Annotated in this window: 8 protein-coding genes and 1 pseudogene; 4 read left to right on the forward strand and 5 right to left on the reverse strand. The window is 50.8% G+C overall.

Features of this window, described 5'->3' with window-relative positions:
• Positions 1–45 precede the first annotated feature (45 nt).
• Positions 46–1,371 (forward strand): hypothetical protein, encoded by a 1,326-nt coding sequence (locus ATN88_RS27380; protein ID WP_232313197.1) that lies wholly within the window; start codon positions 46–48, stop codon positions 1,369–1,371.
• Entirely contained in the window at positions 1,308–2,831 is a 1,524-nt protein-coding gene (locus ATN88_RS27385) for an amylo-alpha-1,6-glucosidase (protein WP_232313199.1), read from the forward strand. The genes ATN88_RS27380 and ATN88_RS27385 overlap by 64 nt, the downstream gene beginning before the upstream one ends.
• Positions 2,832–2,918: 87 nt before the next feature.
• On the opposite strand, the gene glgB is transcribed toward ATN88_RS27385, so the two are convergent.
• From glgB to malT, 4 genes and pseudogenes are all read right to left on the reverse strand, one after another.
• The gene (glgB, locus tag ATN88_RS13400) at positions 2,919–5,078 is read right to left on the reverse strand and encodes a 1,4-alpha-glucan branching protein GlgB (RefSeq protein ID WP_067417556.1); all 2,160 of its coding nucleotides are present in this window, start codon (positions 5,076–5,078) and stop codon (positions 2,919–2,921) included.
• A gap of 5 nt (positions 5,079–5,083) precedes the next feature.
• Positions 5,084–7,267 carry a 4-alpha-glucanotransferase gene (gene malQ, locus ATN88_RS13405; RefSeq protein ID WP_067416676.1) on the reverse strand — a complete coding sequence of 728 codons (2,184 nt, stop codon included), beginning with the start codon at positions 7,265–7,267 and terminating at the stop codon, positions 5,084–5,086.
• A gap of 46 nt (positions 7,268–7,313) precedes the next feature.
• Positions 7,314–9,770, reverse strand: a complete 2,457-nt coding sequence (locus ATN88_RS13410; RefSeq protein ID WP_067416681.1) for a glycogen/starch/alpha-glucan phosphorylase — start codon at positions 9,768–9,770, stop codon at positions 7,314–7,316.
• Between the two features lie 367 nt (positions 9,771–10,137).
• Positions 10,138–12,833, reverse strand: a pseudogene (gene malT / locus ATN88_RS13415) (HTH-type transcriptional regulator MalT).
• A gap of 900 nt (positions 12,834–13,733) precedes the next feature.
• On the opposite strand from malT, the gene ATN88_RS13420 reads away from it, so the two are divergent.
• Together ATN88_RS13420 and ATN88_RS13425 are read left to right on the forward strand one after the other, a co-directional pair.
• On the forward strand, positions 13,734–17,090 hold the full coding sequence (locus ATN88_RS13420) for an Ig-like domain-containing protein (protein WP_067416686.1): 3,357 nt from the start codon (positions 13,734–13,736) through the stop codon (positions 17,088–17,090).
• Positions 17,091–17,283: 193 nt separating this feature from the next.
• The gene (locus ATN88_RS13425; RefSeq protein ID WP_067416690.1) at positions 17,284–17,772 is read left to right on the forward strand and encodes a hypothetical protein; all 489 of its coding nucleotides are present in this window, start codon (positions 17,284–17,286) and stop codon (positions 17,770–17,772) included.
• A gap of 293 nt (positions 17,773–18,065) precedes the next feature.
• On the opposite strand, the gene kduI is transcribed toward ATN88_RS13425, so the two are convergent.
• On the reverse strand, positions 18,066–18,902 hold the full coding sequence (kduI, locus tag ATN88_RS13435) for a 5-dehydro-4-deoxy-D-glucuronate isomerase (RefSeq protein ID WP_067416696.1): 837 nt from the start codon (positions 18,900–18,902) through the stop codon (positions 18,066–18,068).
• Between the last annotated feature and the right edge of the window lie 20 nt (positions 18,903–18,922).

Raw genomic sequence — 18,922 nt, forward strand, 5'->3', positions numbered from 1 at the left:
AGCGCGGACCCGCCTGGGGGCTTCTCTGTTTGTATAGGATGTACCGTGAGCCCAATTCCACCTATCTCTGAAACCCTTTATGTCCGTGGCACCTTTAATGGTTGGGGCGATGATTCGCCGATGCAGTATGTTGGCGAGCATTGTTATCAAGCGACGCTTTGTCTTCCAGCTGACCGCCATCAATTTAAAATTTCTGATCGCGATGGCACGGAAGCCTTGACCTTTTCTGCCGATCTGCAAAAAGCGACGCTGTGCCGACTGGAAACGGCAATGGTGCTGATGCCAGCCAAAGGCATAGGTAACGATCTTATACTGGATGCGCCACAAACTGGCCTGTTTACCTTGACCTTTGTAGTGCAGAACTTGCGCGAACCCGTGCTTCGCATCGAACAGGGTGGCGAGAACTTGGATGCCGAGCCAAACCGCCCGCTGTTGAGCACGCAGATAAAAACAAACCGCAGCCCAGATGTGTCGCTTGTCGGCAAGGCGTCACCGGTGCTGGCACCACAGGCTTTGTTTGACGCTATGGCTATCCGCGAGCCACAGAGCTTCCCGTTTGTGTTCGGTGACAATGTGGATGGTTGCTATGAAGGCCAGACCCACTGTTTTGTGGCAGCAGGAAAATACCGTCACAAACAGGGTTGGTATCTGGGGACTTTCGGGGCACTGGTGGATGGCAAAGTGCAAGATAAGACCCAGGCTACGGAAGCAACACTGTATCCTTTTGGCATTACCCATCATTACGCGGAAGGCATTGCCGATACCCTAAGCATTTTCTCGGGAAGTCGCACTGCAGCACTGCATGTGGAAAGCGAGAGCGCAGCAGCATTGGGTGTCGCACCGTTACTCAATCTCGCCATAAACCAAAGCACGGTCATGCGCTATGAGGATTGTGTGGTTTATGCGCTGGAGCCCTCTCTGCGCCAGCCGGACAGCCCTGCCTTTATTGCCATCAGTGCTAACCAACCCTTCAGTTTCCGAGAAGAAACCCTGAAAAGCTGGCCACAACTGGATGACGTCATGCACTTGAGTGGCATGCACGTAAAACCCGTCATAGAAGCATTGGAGCCGACAACAGCGTTTACCGTGTACCTGTCATTTGCAGTGACGGAGAAAGACGCGGTGACAATGGCGAAAGCGGCCAGTGCCAACAATGGCTATGCCCAGCATTTACAGACGACTTATAACATGCTGACCCAAAGCTATCTGTGGACATCTGACGAGACGTATAACCGTGCGCTGATGTGGTCAAAAGCTGCGGGTAAGGTCTTTGTCTCACACGAATTTGGCACTGGGATCTGGCGGGGTTGCCATGGTTCAAAGACTGCTGGGGACGGGATTCGTTTATCGCATTGCCGGGGATCACGCTGACGAACGGTGATTTCGAGGACGCCAAAGACATCATTACCAATTTCGCTTCCATGCAGAAGAAAGAGAAAGGCGATGTGAATTATGGGCGTATTCCTAACCGCGTTTCCAGTGCTACCAATATTATTTACAACACCACGGATGGCACGCCGTGGATGGTGCGTGAGATTGGCGAATACCTACGTTATAGCGGCGACAGGCATTTCGCGGCAGCCGTGTACCCTGTGGTGAAGGCGTACATTGAAGGGGTGGAAACCCATTACCTTGATGAACATGGCTTGATGACCCATCGCCACCCAGATACTTGGATGGATGCTAAGTTGCAGGGGCAAATCCCCTGGTCAGCCCGCGGCAACCGCGCCAATGATATTCAGGCGCTGTGGTTTACCAGCCTGAAAGTGGCGGCAGAGTTGGCACAACTGGCGGGTGAGGAAACAGAATCGGCGCGCTATGCGGCCATGGCTGACAAGGTCCAAGTCAGCATGACCCAGTTGTTCTGGAATGCGGACACGCAATGTATGGCAGACCGTGTGGATGAAAACGGCACGCCGGATTACCGCATTCGCCCGAACCAATTGATGTTGATGACCGTGCCATTTAACCGTGAACTGGTTGCTCCTGAAACCGGCGCGCATGTGGTGAAAAACGCGCTCAGTGAGCTGATGTTCCCTTGGGGTGTCTGTTCATTGACGCAAAGCGACCCTTGGTTCCACCCTTACCACAACAACTGCGATGCGTACCACAAGGATGCCGCTTACCATAACGGCACGATTTGGGGCTGGAATGCGGGATTCTCTGTGTCGGCCATGTTGCAATATGGCAAAACCGAACTAGCTTACCAACTGACCAAAAACCTTGCTGATCAAATCCTGACACTCGGCCATCGCGGTACCATGAGTGAAAACCTGGATGCGTTTTTGGATACGTCTGGAGAGCGGGTGACAACGGGCACGTATGCGCAGGCATGGTCAGTATCAGAGTTTCACCGTAACGGCTATCAGGACTACCTCGGTGTGCGTCCGGACATGTTGCAGGGGCGTATTGAATTCTATCCGCATTTCCCTGCATGTTGGGAGCATGCAACTGCCCATGTGCCATTTGGACAAGGCGATAAACTTGCGGTTGACTACCGGAAATCGGGTGAGGTTTGTCAGTATTTGCTCACCGCTAAAGAAAACGGCTTAACCCTTGAGTTCGGGTTTGACACAAACGACGGCCATCGCCAGTACTACAGCCTGCCACTTAAACACCAACAGACATTGACGGTAAGTGCGGTAGAGAAAACTCTATATCTTGACGGCAATCTGGTCGCGCCAAACCGCGTTGAGTCGAACTTCGTGGATATTCTCAGCGACCTGACCTTTGCCTCTCCCGTCACAGACAAGGCCTATCCAGTGCTGGAAAATCACAGCCTGTTGGAGCGTGAAATTCGCGCAGCAAATTACCGAGTGAACGAAGATTAAGTTGTTACCAGGAACTCGATAACAGGAAAGACAAAAATGCCAGCAAGAACGCTGGCATTTTTATTGAGTACGGTATGTAAAAGAGGGTCAGGGAATCCACTTCAGGAACAGGGTTGCCAATGGCGGTAGGGTGAGCGAAAGGTGCCCATCTTCCACATTAATTTCTTTGGATGGAGAAACGCCTGAACCCCAATAATGGCTGTCATCGGTATTCAGCAGTAGTACATACTTGCCTTTGACGGGTACAGGGACAGCGTAGCTTTCACGCACTACCGGTGTGAAGTTGCTGATCACCAACACGCGATTGCCATCGTCACTGAAACGTTCGTGGGCGATCACACTGTTTTGCGCATCATCACCAATTCGCCACTCAAACCCCTGATTGTGGCAGTCACCTTCGAAAAGTGCCGGCGTCTCGCGGTACAAATGGTTAAGGTCACGCACTAGGTTTTGTATGCCTTGGTGCTTTTCGTACTGCATCCAATGCCATTCCAATTGCCCATCATGGTTCCATTCTGCGGTCTGACCCAGCTCTGTCCCCATAAAGTTCAGTTTCTTACCTGGCTGGCCGTACATGTAACCGAGATAAGCGCGAAGGTTGGCGGCTTTTTGCCACTCATCACCCGGCATTTTGTTGTGGATAGACGCTTTACCGTAAACCACTTCATCATGCGACAGAGACAACACAAAGTTCTCGTTGTAGGCGTAAACCATCGGGAAGGTCAGGGTATTGTGGTGGTATTGACGGTGGATCGAATCTTCTTTGATGTAACTTAAGCTGTCATGCATCCAGCCCATGTTCCATTTGAAACCAAAGCCAAGGCCATCTTCAGACGTTGGGCGGGTCACGCCCGGAAACGCGGTGGATTCTTCAGCAATGGTCATGGCGTTTGGATAATGACGGTACACTTCCTCATTCACCCAGCGCAGCAGGGAAATTGCGTCATAGTTGTGGTTGCCGCCATCGTGATTCGGGATCCATTCATCATGGTTACGTGAATAATCAAGGTAGAGCATGGACGCCACAGCATCAACGCGCAGGCCATCGATATGGAAATGTTCGAGCCAGAACAGGGCGTTGGCGACCAAAAATTTGCGCACGTGGTCGCGGCCGTAATCGTAGATAAAGCTCTTCCAGTCCGGATGCCAACCACGTTTTGGGTCGGGATCGTTATAAAGCGCCGTGCCATCAAAATTGGCGAGTCCGTGGTCGTCTGATGGGAAGTGCGCTGGCACCCAGTCAAGGATCACGCCAATGCCAGCTTGATGGCAGCGGTCGACGAAGCGTTTGAAGTCATCCGGTGAGCCGAAACGGCTGGTGGGAGCGAAGAGCCCAATCGGCTGATAACCCCAGGAACCGTAAAACGGGTATTCTGATACTGGCATCAGTTCTACGTGGGTGTAACCCATGTCGGTGAGGTATGGGATTAGCTCGTCTGCCAGTTCGCGGTAGGTAAGGAACTCACCATTGTCGTGGCGTTTCCACGAACCCGCGTGCAGTTCATAGAAAGACAAAGGCTGCTTGTGTGGTGGGATGAATGGGCGTTGCTGCCAGTTATCATCCTGCCATTGGTAGCCATTCTGATCGAACACCTTGGAGGCAAAAGATGGGTATTGCTCTGCGTGATAACCCCAAGGGTCAGCTTTATGTGGGAGGCGGTTGCCAAGGCCATCTTTCAATTCAAATTTGTAGCTGACACCGGCTTCAATACCCGGAACGAACAATGCCCACAGGCCTTCGTCCAGACGCTGCATCGCGTGGCGACGGCCATCCCAATGATTGAACTCACCAATCACGCTGACAGCCGACGCATTTGGCGCAAACACCATAAAACGAGTGCCAGCAACGGTTTCCTCGTCACGCTCGAAGGTGCAAAGTTGAGCGCCCATTTCGCGATAGGCTAGCGATGGCGTATGGACGTGGTCAGCATTGGGCGCGATGCATCGGAACTGGTACGGATCGATAAAGGTTTGCTCGCCATCAGCATAGCGAGCATGAATTCGGTACAGCCTGCTCTCCAGTGCGGCTTTGTCGCTGGATAGGGTGAACAGTCCCGGCGCTACTTCGTTCAAGGCAATAGCGTTGTCATCCAGCAAGAGTGATGCGCTTTTTGCGTCAGGCAGCCAGACGGTCAGTGCCGTTTCCGGTGTCGTATTTGGCCCCAACGCGGAAAACGGAGACGGAAAAGCAGCTCTTTCGAGCTGCTCACGGAGTGTAGTGATCGGGGTTGCGGAATCTGCCAGCATGCCCATCACTCCTTGTATTGGCTGGCTTTTGCACGCACGTCGGTCAGACGCTGGCACAGGCCGTTGATTTCCGGGCGGGCAAACAGCTCATCCAGTGTAGCCGAAAGCTTGCGACGCCAGTTCGGATACTGGTCAACGGTACCCGGTACGTTGACTGGCTTGTCCATCTCCAGCCAATCCTCCAGTTGAAGACCCAGTAAGGCGCTGCTACCCGCCGCCAGATGCATTTGCATTGCATGGGACAGGCTTTGGTCCATCGGCACATAGAGGGCATCCTGACCGATAGTTTCCGGCAGCCAGCCATGCCAGCGGATGCTGTTCAGCATCTTTTGCTTCATTTCTGCGCGGGCAGTGAAAAGACCTTCCAGCTGTGCTTCATCAGGGTAGAGACCAAGCTCTTTGCCAAGGCGCAGGTCATCGCAATGCCAGAACCCACGAAGGGTAGGCATGTCATGGGTACACAGGGTTGACATGGATTGCACGGGGTAATGGGCTGGAGACAGATAGCCGCCATCTTCTGCGGTTTCGAAGAAGAAGACTTTGTAAGAGTGCACGCCGCCTTCGACCAATGGCTCGACAATTTCGTCCGGCACTGTTCCTAGGTCTTCACCGATGATGCTGCACTGGTTGCGGTGGCTTTCAAGCGCGAGGATGGCCAACATTTCCTCTACCGGATAGTAGAGATAGGCACCGTCCTGCGCCGAGTCACCGCGTGGGATCCACCATAGTCGAAGAAGGCCAAGTACATGATCAATACGCAGTGCGCCACAGTGTTTCATGTTCGCGCGCAGCAAATCGATATATGGCGTGTAAGCGTGTTTAACCAGATAGTCCGGATTCAGCGGTGGCAGACCCCAGTTTTGGCCTAGTGGGCCAAGAATATCCGGTGGTGCACCGATGCTGGCATCCAGACTCAATGCGCCTTCATCCGCCCAGCTTTCTGCGCCAGAATCACAAACGCCGACAGCCAGATCTCGGTACAGCCCAATATCCATGCCGCGATCAGTAGCCAGTTGCTGCACCGCAGACAGTTGTTCTTCTGCCAGCCACTGTAGGTACATGTAAAAATGAACCGCATCCTGATTTTCTTTGATAAACGCCTGAACCGCTGGTGTTGAGAAGTGACGGTACTTCTCAGGGAATACTGGCCAGCCCCAGATAGCATCGTCGGTGTTTTTCAGCTCAGCATGCAGGGCATCAAAAGCGGCTTGATGCAGAAGGCTCATACCGCCGTCATCAACATAGCGGTTGAATGACTGTGCACGGTCAGTTTGTTTTGCCAGTTGGCGAGTTTTGAAGGTTTCCCAAAGCATTGGCAGCACGCTCATTTTCAGATCGGCCACTTCGCTGTAATTCACCCATTCTGCATCACGGGCGGCTTTGATGCGCGCTTGGAACTCGGTGCTGCCAACGCGTTGCTGCGCGGCATCACTCAGGGCAAACTCCGCGACATTGATAACGTCGATGTACAACACGTTCAGCCAACGGCGTGAAGATGGGCTGTATGGGCTTGCACCTTCTGGGTTGGCTGGGAACAAAGAATGAATAGGGTTTAAGCCGACAAAATTACCGCCGCGGCTAGCCACGTTGCCTACCAGTTGCATCAGGTCGCTGAAGTCGCCGATGCCCCAGTTCTGTTCAGACTTCAGGGTATAAAGCTGCACTGTGGTTCCCCACAGTTTTTCGTCTGACTGCAGTGAGGTTTGCTTGTAGCATGTTACTGGCGCAACGATGATGGTTGAGGTGAACGCGCTTTTACGGCGTTTGCGGCGAAGAGTCAGTTGGTGGTAACCCATCGGCAATGCGTCAGCCAGACGGAACACCAATTTGCCATCTTGCTCGCGGGTGTCGCGGATGACCTGAGATTCCAACCAACCTTCAATTGTTTCGCCATTTTCCGTCATCAGTGACCAACTGAAATCACCGACACGAACAGACTTACCCAGCGTCAACGTGATATCGACCTGCTGGTTCTCGCGAAGTACAAAGACAGGCGCCAGCAAATCCTGCTGGTGTTTTCGTACTGCAGACGCTTCAAGCGTTGCATCGTCTGTGGTGTCGTATCCCAGTGCAGCCAATAGTTTTACCAGTACCGTATCACTAACGTTGGTGGGTTCTCCCCAGGCACTGATGTAAGTATCAGCAAGCCCAGCGCGGCTTGCTACCGCTTTTAGTTTTTGTGTATCCATTACTTATTCTCTTAAAGGCGGCCTAAATACGCCGCCTGATTAGGGCTTAAAGGTTGATTGCTTCGAGGTGCCAGATGGTGTCCACGTAGTCGCGCATGCTGCGATCTGAGCTGAACTTACCGACGGATGCGGCGTTGATTATCGCCATTTTTGCCCATTGACTTTGGTCACGGTAAGCGCGGTCGATGTCAGCATGGGCACGGGCGTAATCCGCAAAGTCAGCGAGTACCAGATACGGGTCACTGTGAACCAGATTGTCTGCAATGCTCGCAAGACGATCAGGAGCACCAGGTGTTAGCGTTTCGCCGTAAAGCATGTCGATAGCATTTTTGATGACGGGATTACGGTGATAGATTTCCGCTGGGTGGTAGCCGTTTGCTAGCGTCTCCATTACCTGCTCTACTTCCATCCCGAAGATAAAGATGTTGTCGTCACCGACTTCTTCACGAATTTCAACATTCGCGCCGTCCATGGTGCCGATGGTAAGGGCACCGTTCAGCGCCATCTTCATGTTGCCAGTACCGGATGCTTCTTTACCCGCAGTAGAAATCTGTTCAGAGACATCTGCTGCCGGAATGATGATTTCTGCGAGGCTGACGCGGTAATCTGGAATAAACACCACTTTCAGTTTGTCAGCGATGCGTGGGTCGTTATTGATGGTTTCTGCCGCACGGTTGATGGCGAAAATGATGTCTTTTGCCAGTGCATAACCCGGTGCTGCTTTTGCTGCGAAGATAAACACGCGAGGGTGCATTTCAAAGCCTGGGTCGTTCAGCAGTTGTTGGTACAGCGACAAGATGTGTAGCAAGTTCAGATGTTGACGTTTGTATTCGTGTAGGCGTTTGATCTGGACATCGAAAATTGCGTCAGTATTCAGGGTAATTCCCATGTTGGTAGATACCCAATCCGCCAGACGCTGCTTGTTCTGCTTTTTCACCGCCATGAACTGCTTCTGGAACTTCTTGTTGCCTGCCAGTTTGTTCATGCTACTTAGCAGGTCCAAATCTTTCGCCCAGTCACCGTCAACATGCTGGCTAATGAGCGAAGACAACGCTGGGTTACAGAATTTTAGCCAGCGGCGTGGCGTGATGCCGTTGGTTACATTCAGTAGTCGGTTCGGGTACAGTTCATTGAACTCAGGGAACAGGTCGCGTTTTACCAACTCTGAGTGCAGTGCTGCCACGCCATTTACCGCGAAAGATGAAACCACACACAGGTTCGCCATGCGCACCATTTGCGGCGCACCTTCTTGGATGAGTGAAAGCTTACGCAGCTTTTCTACATCGCCCGGCCATTTGGTTTTCACCTCTTCCAACATTTGTGCATTGATTTCGAAGATGATCTCCATGTGTCGCGGTAACAAGCGACCAATCAATTCTGCACTCCATGTCTCCAGTGCTTCTGGAAGTAAGGTGTGGTTGGTGTAGGCAAAGGTATGGCGGCTTATATGCCACGCTTTGTCCCAGTCAAAACCGTGGTCGTCAATCAATACGCGCATTAGCTCAGGGATGGCGATGGTCGGGTGGGTGTCGTTAAGCTGGATGGTTTCGAACTCAGACAGGGATTCCAGCGAGCGGCCAAGGGAAAGGTGGCGACGCAGAATATCAGCGACAGAACAGGCGCAGTGGAAGTATTGCTGCATCAGGCGCAGTACTTTGCCTTGCTCGTGGTTGTCGTTCGGATATAGCACTTTAGTCAGATTCGCAGCTTCCAGCTCGCTGAACTGTGCATTTACATAATCGCCTTCGTTAAAGCGCGCCAGGTCGAACGGTGCAGGTGCATGGCATTCCCATAGGCGAAGCGGGTAGGTGCTGTTGTTTTTGTAACCCACGACCGGAATATCCCAAGCGCGGCCTTCTACGTACATAGAAGGAGTCCAGCGGCGCAGGATGTTGCCTTGGCCATCCTGATAGGATTCGACACTGCCCCAGAAACCAACGTGTTGGGTCAGGTCAGGACGCACAACTTCACAAGGGTAGCCTTCCATGCCTTTCCATGCATCTGGTGCTTCTTTTTGCTCACCGTTCTCAAAAGATTGGCGGAACAGACCATATTCATAATGCAGGCCGTAACCTACTGCTGGAAGTTCCTGTGCAACCAGTGAATCCATAAAGCACGCAGCAAGGCGGCCTAGGCCACCGTTACCCAGTGCTGGGTCGCGTTCTTCTTCCAGTAGGTCTGTCAAGTTGAGGCCAAATTCCGCTATTACCTCAGAGACTTCGGAGTAGATATCAAGCGCGATCAGGTTGTTACCTGTCATACGGCCGATCAGGAATTCCATGGAAAGGTAGTTAACTTTCTTGGCGTTTGTCTTGATCAGTGCGGCTTCTGTTTCTGCCAGATTGCCGATGTTCATGTCGCTCAGGGCTTTCGCCATTGCCAGATACCAGCCGCGGGTGGTCGCGGTCTCTGGTAACTGCGCATAGGTATCGGTCAGGTGTGCCAATACGCTTTTCTTGAATTCTTCTTTGTCGAACACAGCCGCTTGGGTTTGAGTTCTCATGCTATTGCCTCTCGTCATTTAAGGGGAGCAGTTTGAAAGTTCTGATTTGAATTTGGGTGTCTAATTCACTGATATCAGTTTGCTATGGCGGATAGGGCACTTCATCCTCCCCGAAAAACAAACTTAGGGATGAGAAATTGGGGCGTAGCGGATTGTTGTTATTCGGCTCACAAAAGAAGGGATGATGACCCAAAAAAGTGGGATCTATTGCGAATTTAGGGGGGTGTAGAGAGAGAAAAAGTTTTGGAAGCCTAAAGAGATTGGCGCTGAGGGCAGGGAATTTAATGACGAGATGGCTGTCGGACGTCGGGTAGGCGTAGAAGGGGTGTAGGCGTGGTAGGTTTTAACCACGCCTTTTAATGTGAGATTAGAAGTGAATCGCTTTTATCAGACGGTCTGCAATAGCAATGGCCTGTTCTCGGTTGGCGATTTGCAGCTTCTGGTAGAGGTTGCGAATGTGGGTTTTGATGGTGGTCGGTGCCACATCCAACTCTGAGGAGATTTGGTCGTTGCTGAATCCTGAATAGATCAGTCCCAGCACCTGCCATTCCCTTAACGTGAGCGGACTGGTGCGGACTGCTTCTGGGAGGCTGTCACTCGCCAACAGTTTTTCGACCAGTATTTCGTCAAAATGCACAGCACGGGACAGGTTATTTTGGTGCATTGATTCGAGCAGAGTGCGGATCTGGTGGCGAACCAATTGGTCGATGCCGTTTTGGCGTGACAGGCGGTTCAGCACAGGCTTTAGGTAAATGCGGTCGAGGTAGAAACAGACTGTCATCCCTGTCGTGGTAGAGAGATTAACCGCTTCAGCCAGGATGACTTCTGCATCTTCCTGCTGGCCGGATTTTTCTTGCACCGCACTCAACAGGGTGAGGTTGCGCTGCATATCCGCAACCAGTTCCAATTCGCGACTGACCTGAAGGATGTGGTTCAGGATTGACTGGGCTTGGTCGCAATTGCCGCAGATAAAATGGCTCGCGCCAAGTTACGATGCTGCAATTGCAGGAAATGGTTGGTCGCAGTTGCCGGGGTTTCTGCGGTTTTCAGCCACTGGGCGGCGCGTTCCGTTTCTTCACGCATTTGCCACAACACAAGATGTGCCATATAGACATTGGCGCGCCAGTCGAGATGACACTCCTCCTGCTCCAGCAGTTTCTCGCACTGTTCCAGATGACGCTCAGCTTTGTCTAACTCACCGCGCGCAAGAAAGACTTTCGCCAACGTGGTGTAGGCAGGCAGCGAACGGGTGGTGTCGTAATAAGACATGACATCCAGACTCTGATTAGCCAACGCTTCAGCTTCATCCAAACGGTTCAACCCCCAAAGTACCTGGGCACGTAGACGCAGCATAAACTCGTGCATTGGCACCTGCTCAAGGTGGTACTGTTTCACCAGTGTTTCAGCTTTGTCGAGAATTTCCAGTCCAGAATGTGGTGCGCCTCGGGCGGTGTCAATTTCACACTGCTGTAGCATTGCCCATAGTGCCTGATGATAGACCTCATGCTGGCGTGCGAGCTTCTCGGTTTGTTGCATCATGGGAAGGGCACGATTCAATTGGCCTAGGCAATGGTGAACTTCGCCAACCACAGAGGTAGCTACAATGCGCGAGTGAAAGGTGTTTGACGGTAGTTGCTCGAAGGCACGCTCACTTAACTCCAGCGCACGCTCTGCATGGTTCTGGTTAATAGCAACCTGTGCCAACAGGGCATCAAACTCGCCTTGCTCCGTACTTTTCAGAGTGATATTACGGGTGGCCATTTCCCGCATGCCCTGTTCCAGCAATTCACCAACTTCATTGTATTGATGCTGCGCCTGAGCAAGCCATGCCCGCAATAAAACCAAGGGTGGTTGGCTGTACAGTTCGTCGTCACTCAGGGTTTTTAGAGCGGCACTCAACAGCCGTATGTTGCCGTGGTTAAACAGGTACCAGCCGTGGTTGAGCAAAACCTTCACCCTGAGGGCGGTGTCTTTTGCTTCCATGGCACAGGCGAGCGCCTGTTTGGGGTTGTTGGTGGTCAGCCATGCATTAACAGCACGTTCACGTAGTGCTTCTTCCATACCCGGGATTAAACGCTGGCGCTGGTGGCTGAGAAATTCACCAAAAAGATTATGGAAGCGGTACCAATGTTCATCGGCATCCACGGCGTTGATAAATAGACCGTGGCGGTTGAAGTTGGTCAAACGGGCAAGGGCATCATCCCTTCGGGTAACCATGCTGACAATTTCAGGGTTGAAGCGGTCCAACACCGAACACTGCATCAAAAATTCGCGGCTTTCTTCATCGAGAAGGTCGAACACTTCTTCGGCCAGATAATCCCACAGGTGGGTAAGGGTAATGGAATCTGACAGCGTCGGAATAGCGCGGGATTGCTGTGCATTCAGCGCGATAAGTTGCAGTGCTGAAGGCCAGCCTTCTACTTGCGCGCGAAATGCTCGGTTAGTTTCTTCATCGGCGAGATTGGTGTTGAACTGGCTCAGGAAACGGTGGGTTTCTTCATCGTCAAACGCCAATGCGGTGTTATCCACTTCCAGCAATTGGCAGCGGACACGCAGGTTCGCAATGCCCAAAGGTGGCTGGATACGGGACGTGATCACCAGCGTCAGGTTTTGTGGCATGTGCTTGATGAAGTGGCTGACCGCGCTGTGGATCTCGGTATCGTCAATCAGGTGGTAGTCATCCAGCACCAGATAAGCCTTTTCTTGCCAAGGTGCAATTTCAGCGAAGAGATGACTGAAGAGGCTTTTCAGGTTACCAAACTGGCTACGCTGCACCATGGCAGCAGTTTTCGGGCAACTGTCATTGGTGGCTTTGTTGAGCGCACCGATAAAGTAGTTGGCAAAGGAAAACGGGTCGTTGTCTGATTCATCAATACTGAACCAACCTACATTGTCGCAACCTGAAAGCCATTGGGCAGCCATGGTGGTTTTGCCAAAACCCGCTGGTGATTGAAACAACACAAGGCGGTAGTGGTGACCCTGTTCAAGTTCGGTAAGTAATCGTGCGCGCTGGATTGACTTGTGTAGTGGGGCTGGTTTGGTCAGCTTCGACGGTATCCACATATGAAAAGTACATCCTGATACGGTCTGGATAGCCTGGTGTTGTGGGGCAAACTGTCCATCCAGAAAAATACAAACTAGATTTGCGAGCATTATCTGTTAGTTGAAAAGGTGCCACACTCAAAGGGGATTTGAACTGGGATCTGGATCAGCAAAATGCTTCAAAAGCGGAATACAGCGTCGGTTTTTTCGACAGAGGCCATAAAATTGGGCGTTAGGGTGCGGTGTATTGTAACAGCGTTGATACAAACCAAGAGGTGCTGAAACAACTTCAACCCTTCTGTACAGATAACGTTAAGCCACAAAGTTCTTCATCCAAACATGACGTCGTACTCGGTGGGTTGAGGCCAACCATTTGACAATTCGTTCCAGAACTCTCTACTTCAATTCTCTAAATGTGTTTTCGTTGACTCTCAGCGGCCTCTTAATTGAACAATGCGAGAGCCGTTCATGAATGGCTGAAACAACGCCAAAAAGCGACAAACCCAATTTGATCTTCTGTCAGATACCATAAATCAGAGAGTTATAAAAGGAATCAAGATCTCATTATGAAATTATTACGCATTGGGAATACGGTTTTTCGTAGTTAAATATCGAAAAATGAGATGTGACTCTCTGTTTGCATGTCATTTTTGCATGGTTCTTTTTGCGCAATTGTTTGTTTATGTGCCGAGAACCTGTGCTTGGGTGATTTATGAACACAATTTGAGGCGGCGTAGTTTGATGCCTTATCGAGTTCGATAGCGACCAACAGCCATTTTCCTCACTATCTTATCCATCACGCTGAACTGTGACGCTTAGTTCGCAAAAAGGGCGTGACTCATAAAGCCCGCTAATTACACGCACCTTTAATAACGAATGTATTTGTCCGTAAGGACGAATAATCAACAGAAGAGTTTAACCGTGAGTAAATTAAACAAAATAACCATCGCACTGGCTGGTGTGATGTTTAGCGGCTATTTGCATGCCGCAGATGCCGGTGCATCTGGCGTAGTGACTTTTGTGCCGGGTGAAACCAAAGTACAAAATGGCGAGATGGTGTCTTACAACGGCGAATGTTTTGTTGCAAAGAACAATCCGGGTGTTTGGGAAACGCCAACAGCCAGTTCTTGGTTCTGGGAAGCCGCTGAATGTTCAGGCGAACCAACGCCAGACCCAGACCCGACACCGGATCCAGATCCTGACCCAACGCCAGACCCAGACTTGGGCGACGTCATTCCTTTTATTCCGGGTCAAACGAAAGTGAAAAATGGTGACGTTGTGTCTTACGACGGCCAGTGCTTTATCGCTAAAAACAACCCAGGCGTATGGGAAACCCCGACAGCCAGTTCTTGGTTCTGGGATGTTACCGAGTGTTCTGGCGAGCCGGGTGAGCCTGAACCAGAGCCAACGGAGCTTTCTATTCTGTCTCCTGCCAACGGCCAAGTTTTAAATACAGGTGATGTTGTTGCAATCACGACACGTATTGATGGTAACCAAGCGGTAAAAGCTGAGTTTTGGGCGAACAGCCAAAAACTGGCGACCAAAACCATCGATCAAAACCAAACGGCTTACGCGCAGAACTGGACGCCTAGCGAGGCAGGCAATGCAACCATTAAGGTTGTGGTGCTGGATAAAGATAACCAAACGCTGAAGCAGCAATCCGTTACAGTCACTGTTCAAGAAGACGTGAATGAAGATTTCACGGCGCCCGTTGTGCGTTTTGTGACACCTGCGAACGGTTCAACGGTGAACGAGACTGACACCGTATCTATCTCTTTGAATGCATCAGACGTGGATAACGATCTTGCGCGTGTTGTGGTTAACGCCAACAACCAGCAAATTTGTTCTTTCGACGCAGCGAACTCGCAAGCATTCTCGTGTGATTGGCAGCCGACACAAATCGGCAATATCACACTGAACGCGATTGCGACCGATGCGCAGAACCTGTCTTCCTCTGCGCGTGTACAAATCACCGTGGAAGAAGAAACGGTAGAGCCACCACCAGTTACGCCACCGGGTGGCCTGTGCGCAGACTTTAATGTGTATCCAGACTGGACGCAGGGTAACCACGCAACGGGTGGTGACATCATGGTTCACAATAACATCGCGTATTCAGCGATTTATTGGACCCAATCTATCCCGGGTAGCGACAGTTCGTGGGCACTTCACCTAAATTGTGACGGCACTGAGCCGGGCACCGCACCGTTGCTTTCTCTGCAGAACCCAATGGACCCAGTTCGTCTCGAAGTGGCAGGTTGGCCAAATACGTTTGTGGTGGCAAGCCCATCAACAGACGCACCAGCAACGATGACGGTTGAAGCACTCAACAGCGATTCACTGGCAGACCTTGATGCACTGACGAACGCATTCGTGGCAATCATTGGTCAGGCAGAACAAGCAGGCAAAGCATCTGTCATCATTCAGAGTGATGTGCTTGACGTCGCAACCAAAGATAAAGGGGCGGCACTTGGCTCGGTTGCAGTGAAAGAAGCACTGGCAAACGCCATTGCGTTTACTGGCAGCAATATTGATCTCGATGCGGTGAACGCGCTGAGCAATGATGTGAAAGGCTGGGCGCAAGCACACAACCTGATTTTCTCTGCCCTTGCGCCTGAGGCAACCTTTGGTTGGTCGCTGAGCATTGGTGACTTTGCGTACGATATCCATTCTGGCCGCCAGTCAGTGTGGGATGAAGCCTCTGTCTTTACCGCAGATATGCTGGATAACTTCGCGCTATACAACGCCGATGCAGCAAACAAAGCGGACTTTGTTTCCTTTACCAAATCGGCATCGACTGACGCACTTTCTGATGACCAGTGGCACAACGCGCTAGAGTACGTGAAGCAAGTGACCGATTACGTGAATACACCTGCGCTGCTGGCAAATATGCCAACTGAACAAACGTCGGGTTACTTCATGGGTGATAACCAGGGCAAACCGCAACTGCGCAAAGCGGCATATAACAACATCTTCGCGATTTTGTTTGATAACGACTCGGCGGAACTGACCGCTAAAATTGACCGTTACCAAGAGACAAAAGTACCGCTGTACTACGTCGGTGAAGATCTAGAGAAAGGCGCATTAACCCGCATTGAAGCGTTGAACCAAGAGTTGGCAAACGCGGAAAGCGTTATGGATAACGAAGCGTTCTTGTACGAAACGCCACAATCGCAGTGGATTCCATCAACCGTCTATAAGTGGAATGACTTCCTTGATGGTCTGAACGCGATGCACAACATTGGCGTTGCGGGTAACAAGTTCTGGCTGATGAACGATGACGTTGATGATGCTACCAACATTAAATATGCCAAAGTCGCGATTGCGGCCTTCCTTGCGCAAAGTATGCAAGAAACCATTCGTTACAATGCGTGTGACGAGAACAACTGGTCTGAAGTGAAATACGGTGCGCCAGCGGACTACCCGATGACGGCAAGCTGTGGTCAGTTGGGTCAGAAGTACGCCGATTACGGTGTGAACCCTTCTTCTGGCTTGGATCACGCTTACTCGTGTCCTCGCGACAGCAAGATGGAAGTGAGTGCACTGACTCACGCGAAGTGGTATGGCGCGCCAGCTCCAGTCTTTGCAGCTCCTGATGCTGTGCTGGAAGAACGAGGCTTGTTGGTAAACGGTGCGGTTGGTCGTTGGACAAACAACGGTCACTGTAACGACAAGCCAGAAAACGTGGATACGTCCAAGCAAGTGTGGGAACGTGACGAATGTAAAGTGTACGTTGGTCAGCAAGCGGGTAGCTTTATTTGGGATGGCAGCAGCCAAGAAAGCGTAGAAGGCTGTGGCTGGTGGGGTCGTGGTGTTATTCAAACCACGGGTCGTCAGAACTTCGGTACGCTTAACCACTACCTAGGCCGCTCACACGTTGACCCTGAAAACATCGGTCAAACCATTGATGGCGTAACGGTTGAAGCACCGCCAGCAAACCCGCTTTACGCAGAACTAGATTTCTGTACAAACCCTGGATTGATCTGTAGCTCAGAAGAGAATAAGGAGATCAAGTGGATTGCAGGTCTGTTCTACTGGGTAACCTCAGTTCAGGCCTACAACGATGAAGGCGGTCAATACAGCGACTGGAACTACTACCGCGAACTGAAAAAGTACGTCGATGGAGGTCTGCAAGGCTCACAATTTATCGATGATGTATCAGGTATCGTAAACCGTGGCTGTCCAGACCTGACCTGTTCAACCGGCGATGTTCACAACGTAAAAGAGCGTCGTGAAAACTTCAAACTGGTGCTGGAAAAACTGGGTCTCGACCCACGATAAGGCCATATCGTTAGCTGATAATGGTTAAAAAAAAGAAAGCCCCTGTCTTTTGAAGGCAGGGGCTTTTTGTTTCATTTTTTCCTACAGGAAATCGCGATATCACACGACAAATTCTTACCTTCTCAGTCTGTTAGACGCCTCAGCAATCAGGTATGCATTATGATTAATCAGTGCCCATAACGGATGAATATCTATGACGCGTTCACCTCAGGTTTTACTTGGATTGGTTACTTTGCTCTTTACGGCATTGTCTAACGCTGCACCACCAAATAGTTATCCCAAATTAGAAATCGACTCGAGTCAGGTTTATTCATTGAGTGCGTTTCCCTATTACGATTACTTCGTTTGCTTACAACAAACAGAGCAGGGCATGGACGCGTTAGAACATCTGCAACATGACCCCGTTTTTCAACAAAGCCTCCGAAAAGTGGCTGGAGAGGCTGCGGCGAGGCAATACCGCTATCTCAACGAACTGCCTGCAAAACGCGCGTTTTTCACCAACAACGTCACCTCGGATAGCTTCCCACAAAAAGAACAGGTGCCATTTGGTAATGATGAAGCTACCGATATAGCTACCAATACCTCAAACAGCCTAACGTTGCCTACCAGTATGATTTTGAGACGAAAGGAATGTACCGCGAGATGTTTGACCGCGGTTCTAAACGACACTGGCTTCTCATAGGAATGACCTTTTTGCAGCGGGAGTCTGATTGGAAGGTCAGCAGGTTACCCGATACTCTAGAACTAGTGATTCTAGGCGCTATCGACATCAAGCAAATACAAGCTGCGAATAACGAACTTGCCGCGTATGAAAACGCGCAAAAGAGTCTCGAACTTTATTATTTCAAGTCGGATGCGAAAGATTGTTACTGAACCCAGAAAGCAGCGTCATAAAAAAAGCCCCTTTCGGGGCTCAAACTTAAGGTGGAGATAGGACAACGGTGTGTGGCTTCAATCACACACGATTTTTAAACGTTATTTCAGGTCTTTGACGTCAATGTGGTCCATGTCGGTGAAGGTTTGGTTTTCACCCACCATACCCCAAATGAAGGTATAGCTTTGTGTACCAACACCTGAATGGATTGACCAACTTGGTGAAATAACCGCTTGCTCGTTGCGTACAACGATGTGTCGGGTTTCAGTTGGCTCGCCCATCATGTGGAAAACAGCGGCGTCATCTTTCATGTTGAAGTAGCAGTAAACTTCCATGCGACGGTCATGAGTGTGACATGGCATGGTATTCCACAAGCTGCCTGGCTCGAGTCGAGTCATACCCATCAACAGTTGGCAGGTAGGAAGGACATCAGGAACAAAATACTTGTGGATGGTGCGACGGTTACTGCTTTCCGCGTCGCCAAGTGTCACTGGTGCGGCCTCTTCCAGTGTCACTTTTTTGTTAGGGTAGTGCATGTGTGCCGGTGCAGAGTTGAAGTAGAACTTCGCTGGGTTTGTTGCATCACGGCTAGTGAAGATCATCTCTTTGGCACCCATACCAATGTAGAGTGCTTCGTTAGCGTCAATCATGTACTCAACGCCATCAACAACGACAACACCATCGCCGCCAATGTTGATAAGACCCAGTTCGCGACGTTCAAGGAAGTACGAAACGCCGATTTTTTCGCCCACATCTGCAGCGAAAGACAGGTTGCTGTCTGTTGGCTGAATGCCACCGAAAATGATGCGATCAATGTGACTGTAAGTCATTGTGATCTCACCAGCTTTAAAGATTTCTTCTACCAGAAACTCATCACGCAGTCCTTGAGTGTCTAACTGCTTTGCATGCTGGCTATGAATGGATTGACGAACTTGCATGATACTTCTCATTGATTGTT

The organism is Enterovibrio coralii (assembly GCF_001559595.1).
Classification (GTDB): Bacteria; Pseudomonadota; Gammaproteobacteria; order Enterobacterales; family Vibrionaceae; genus Enterovibrio; species Enterovibrio coralii.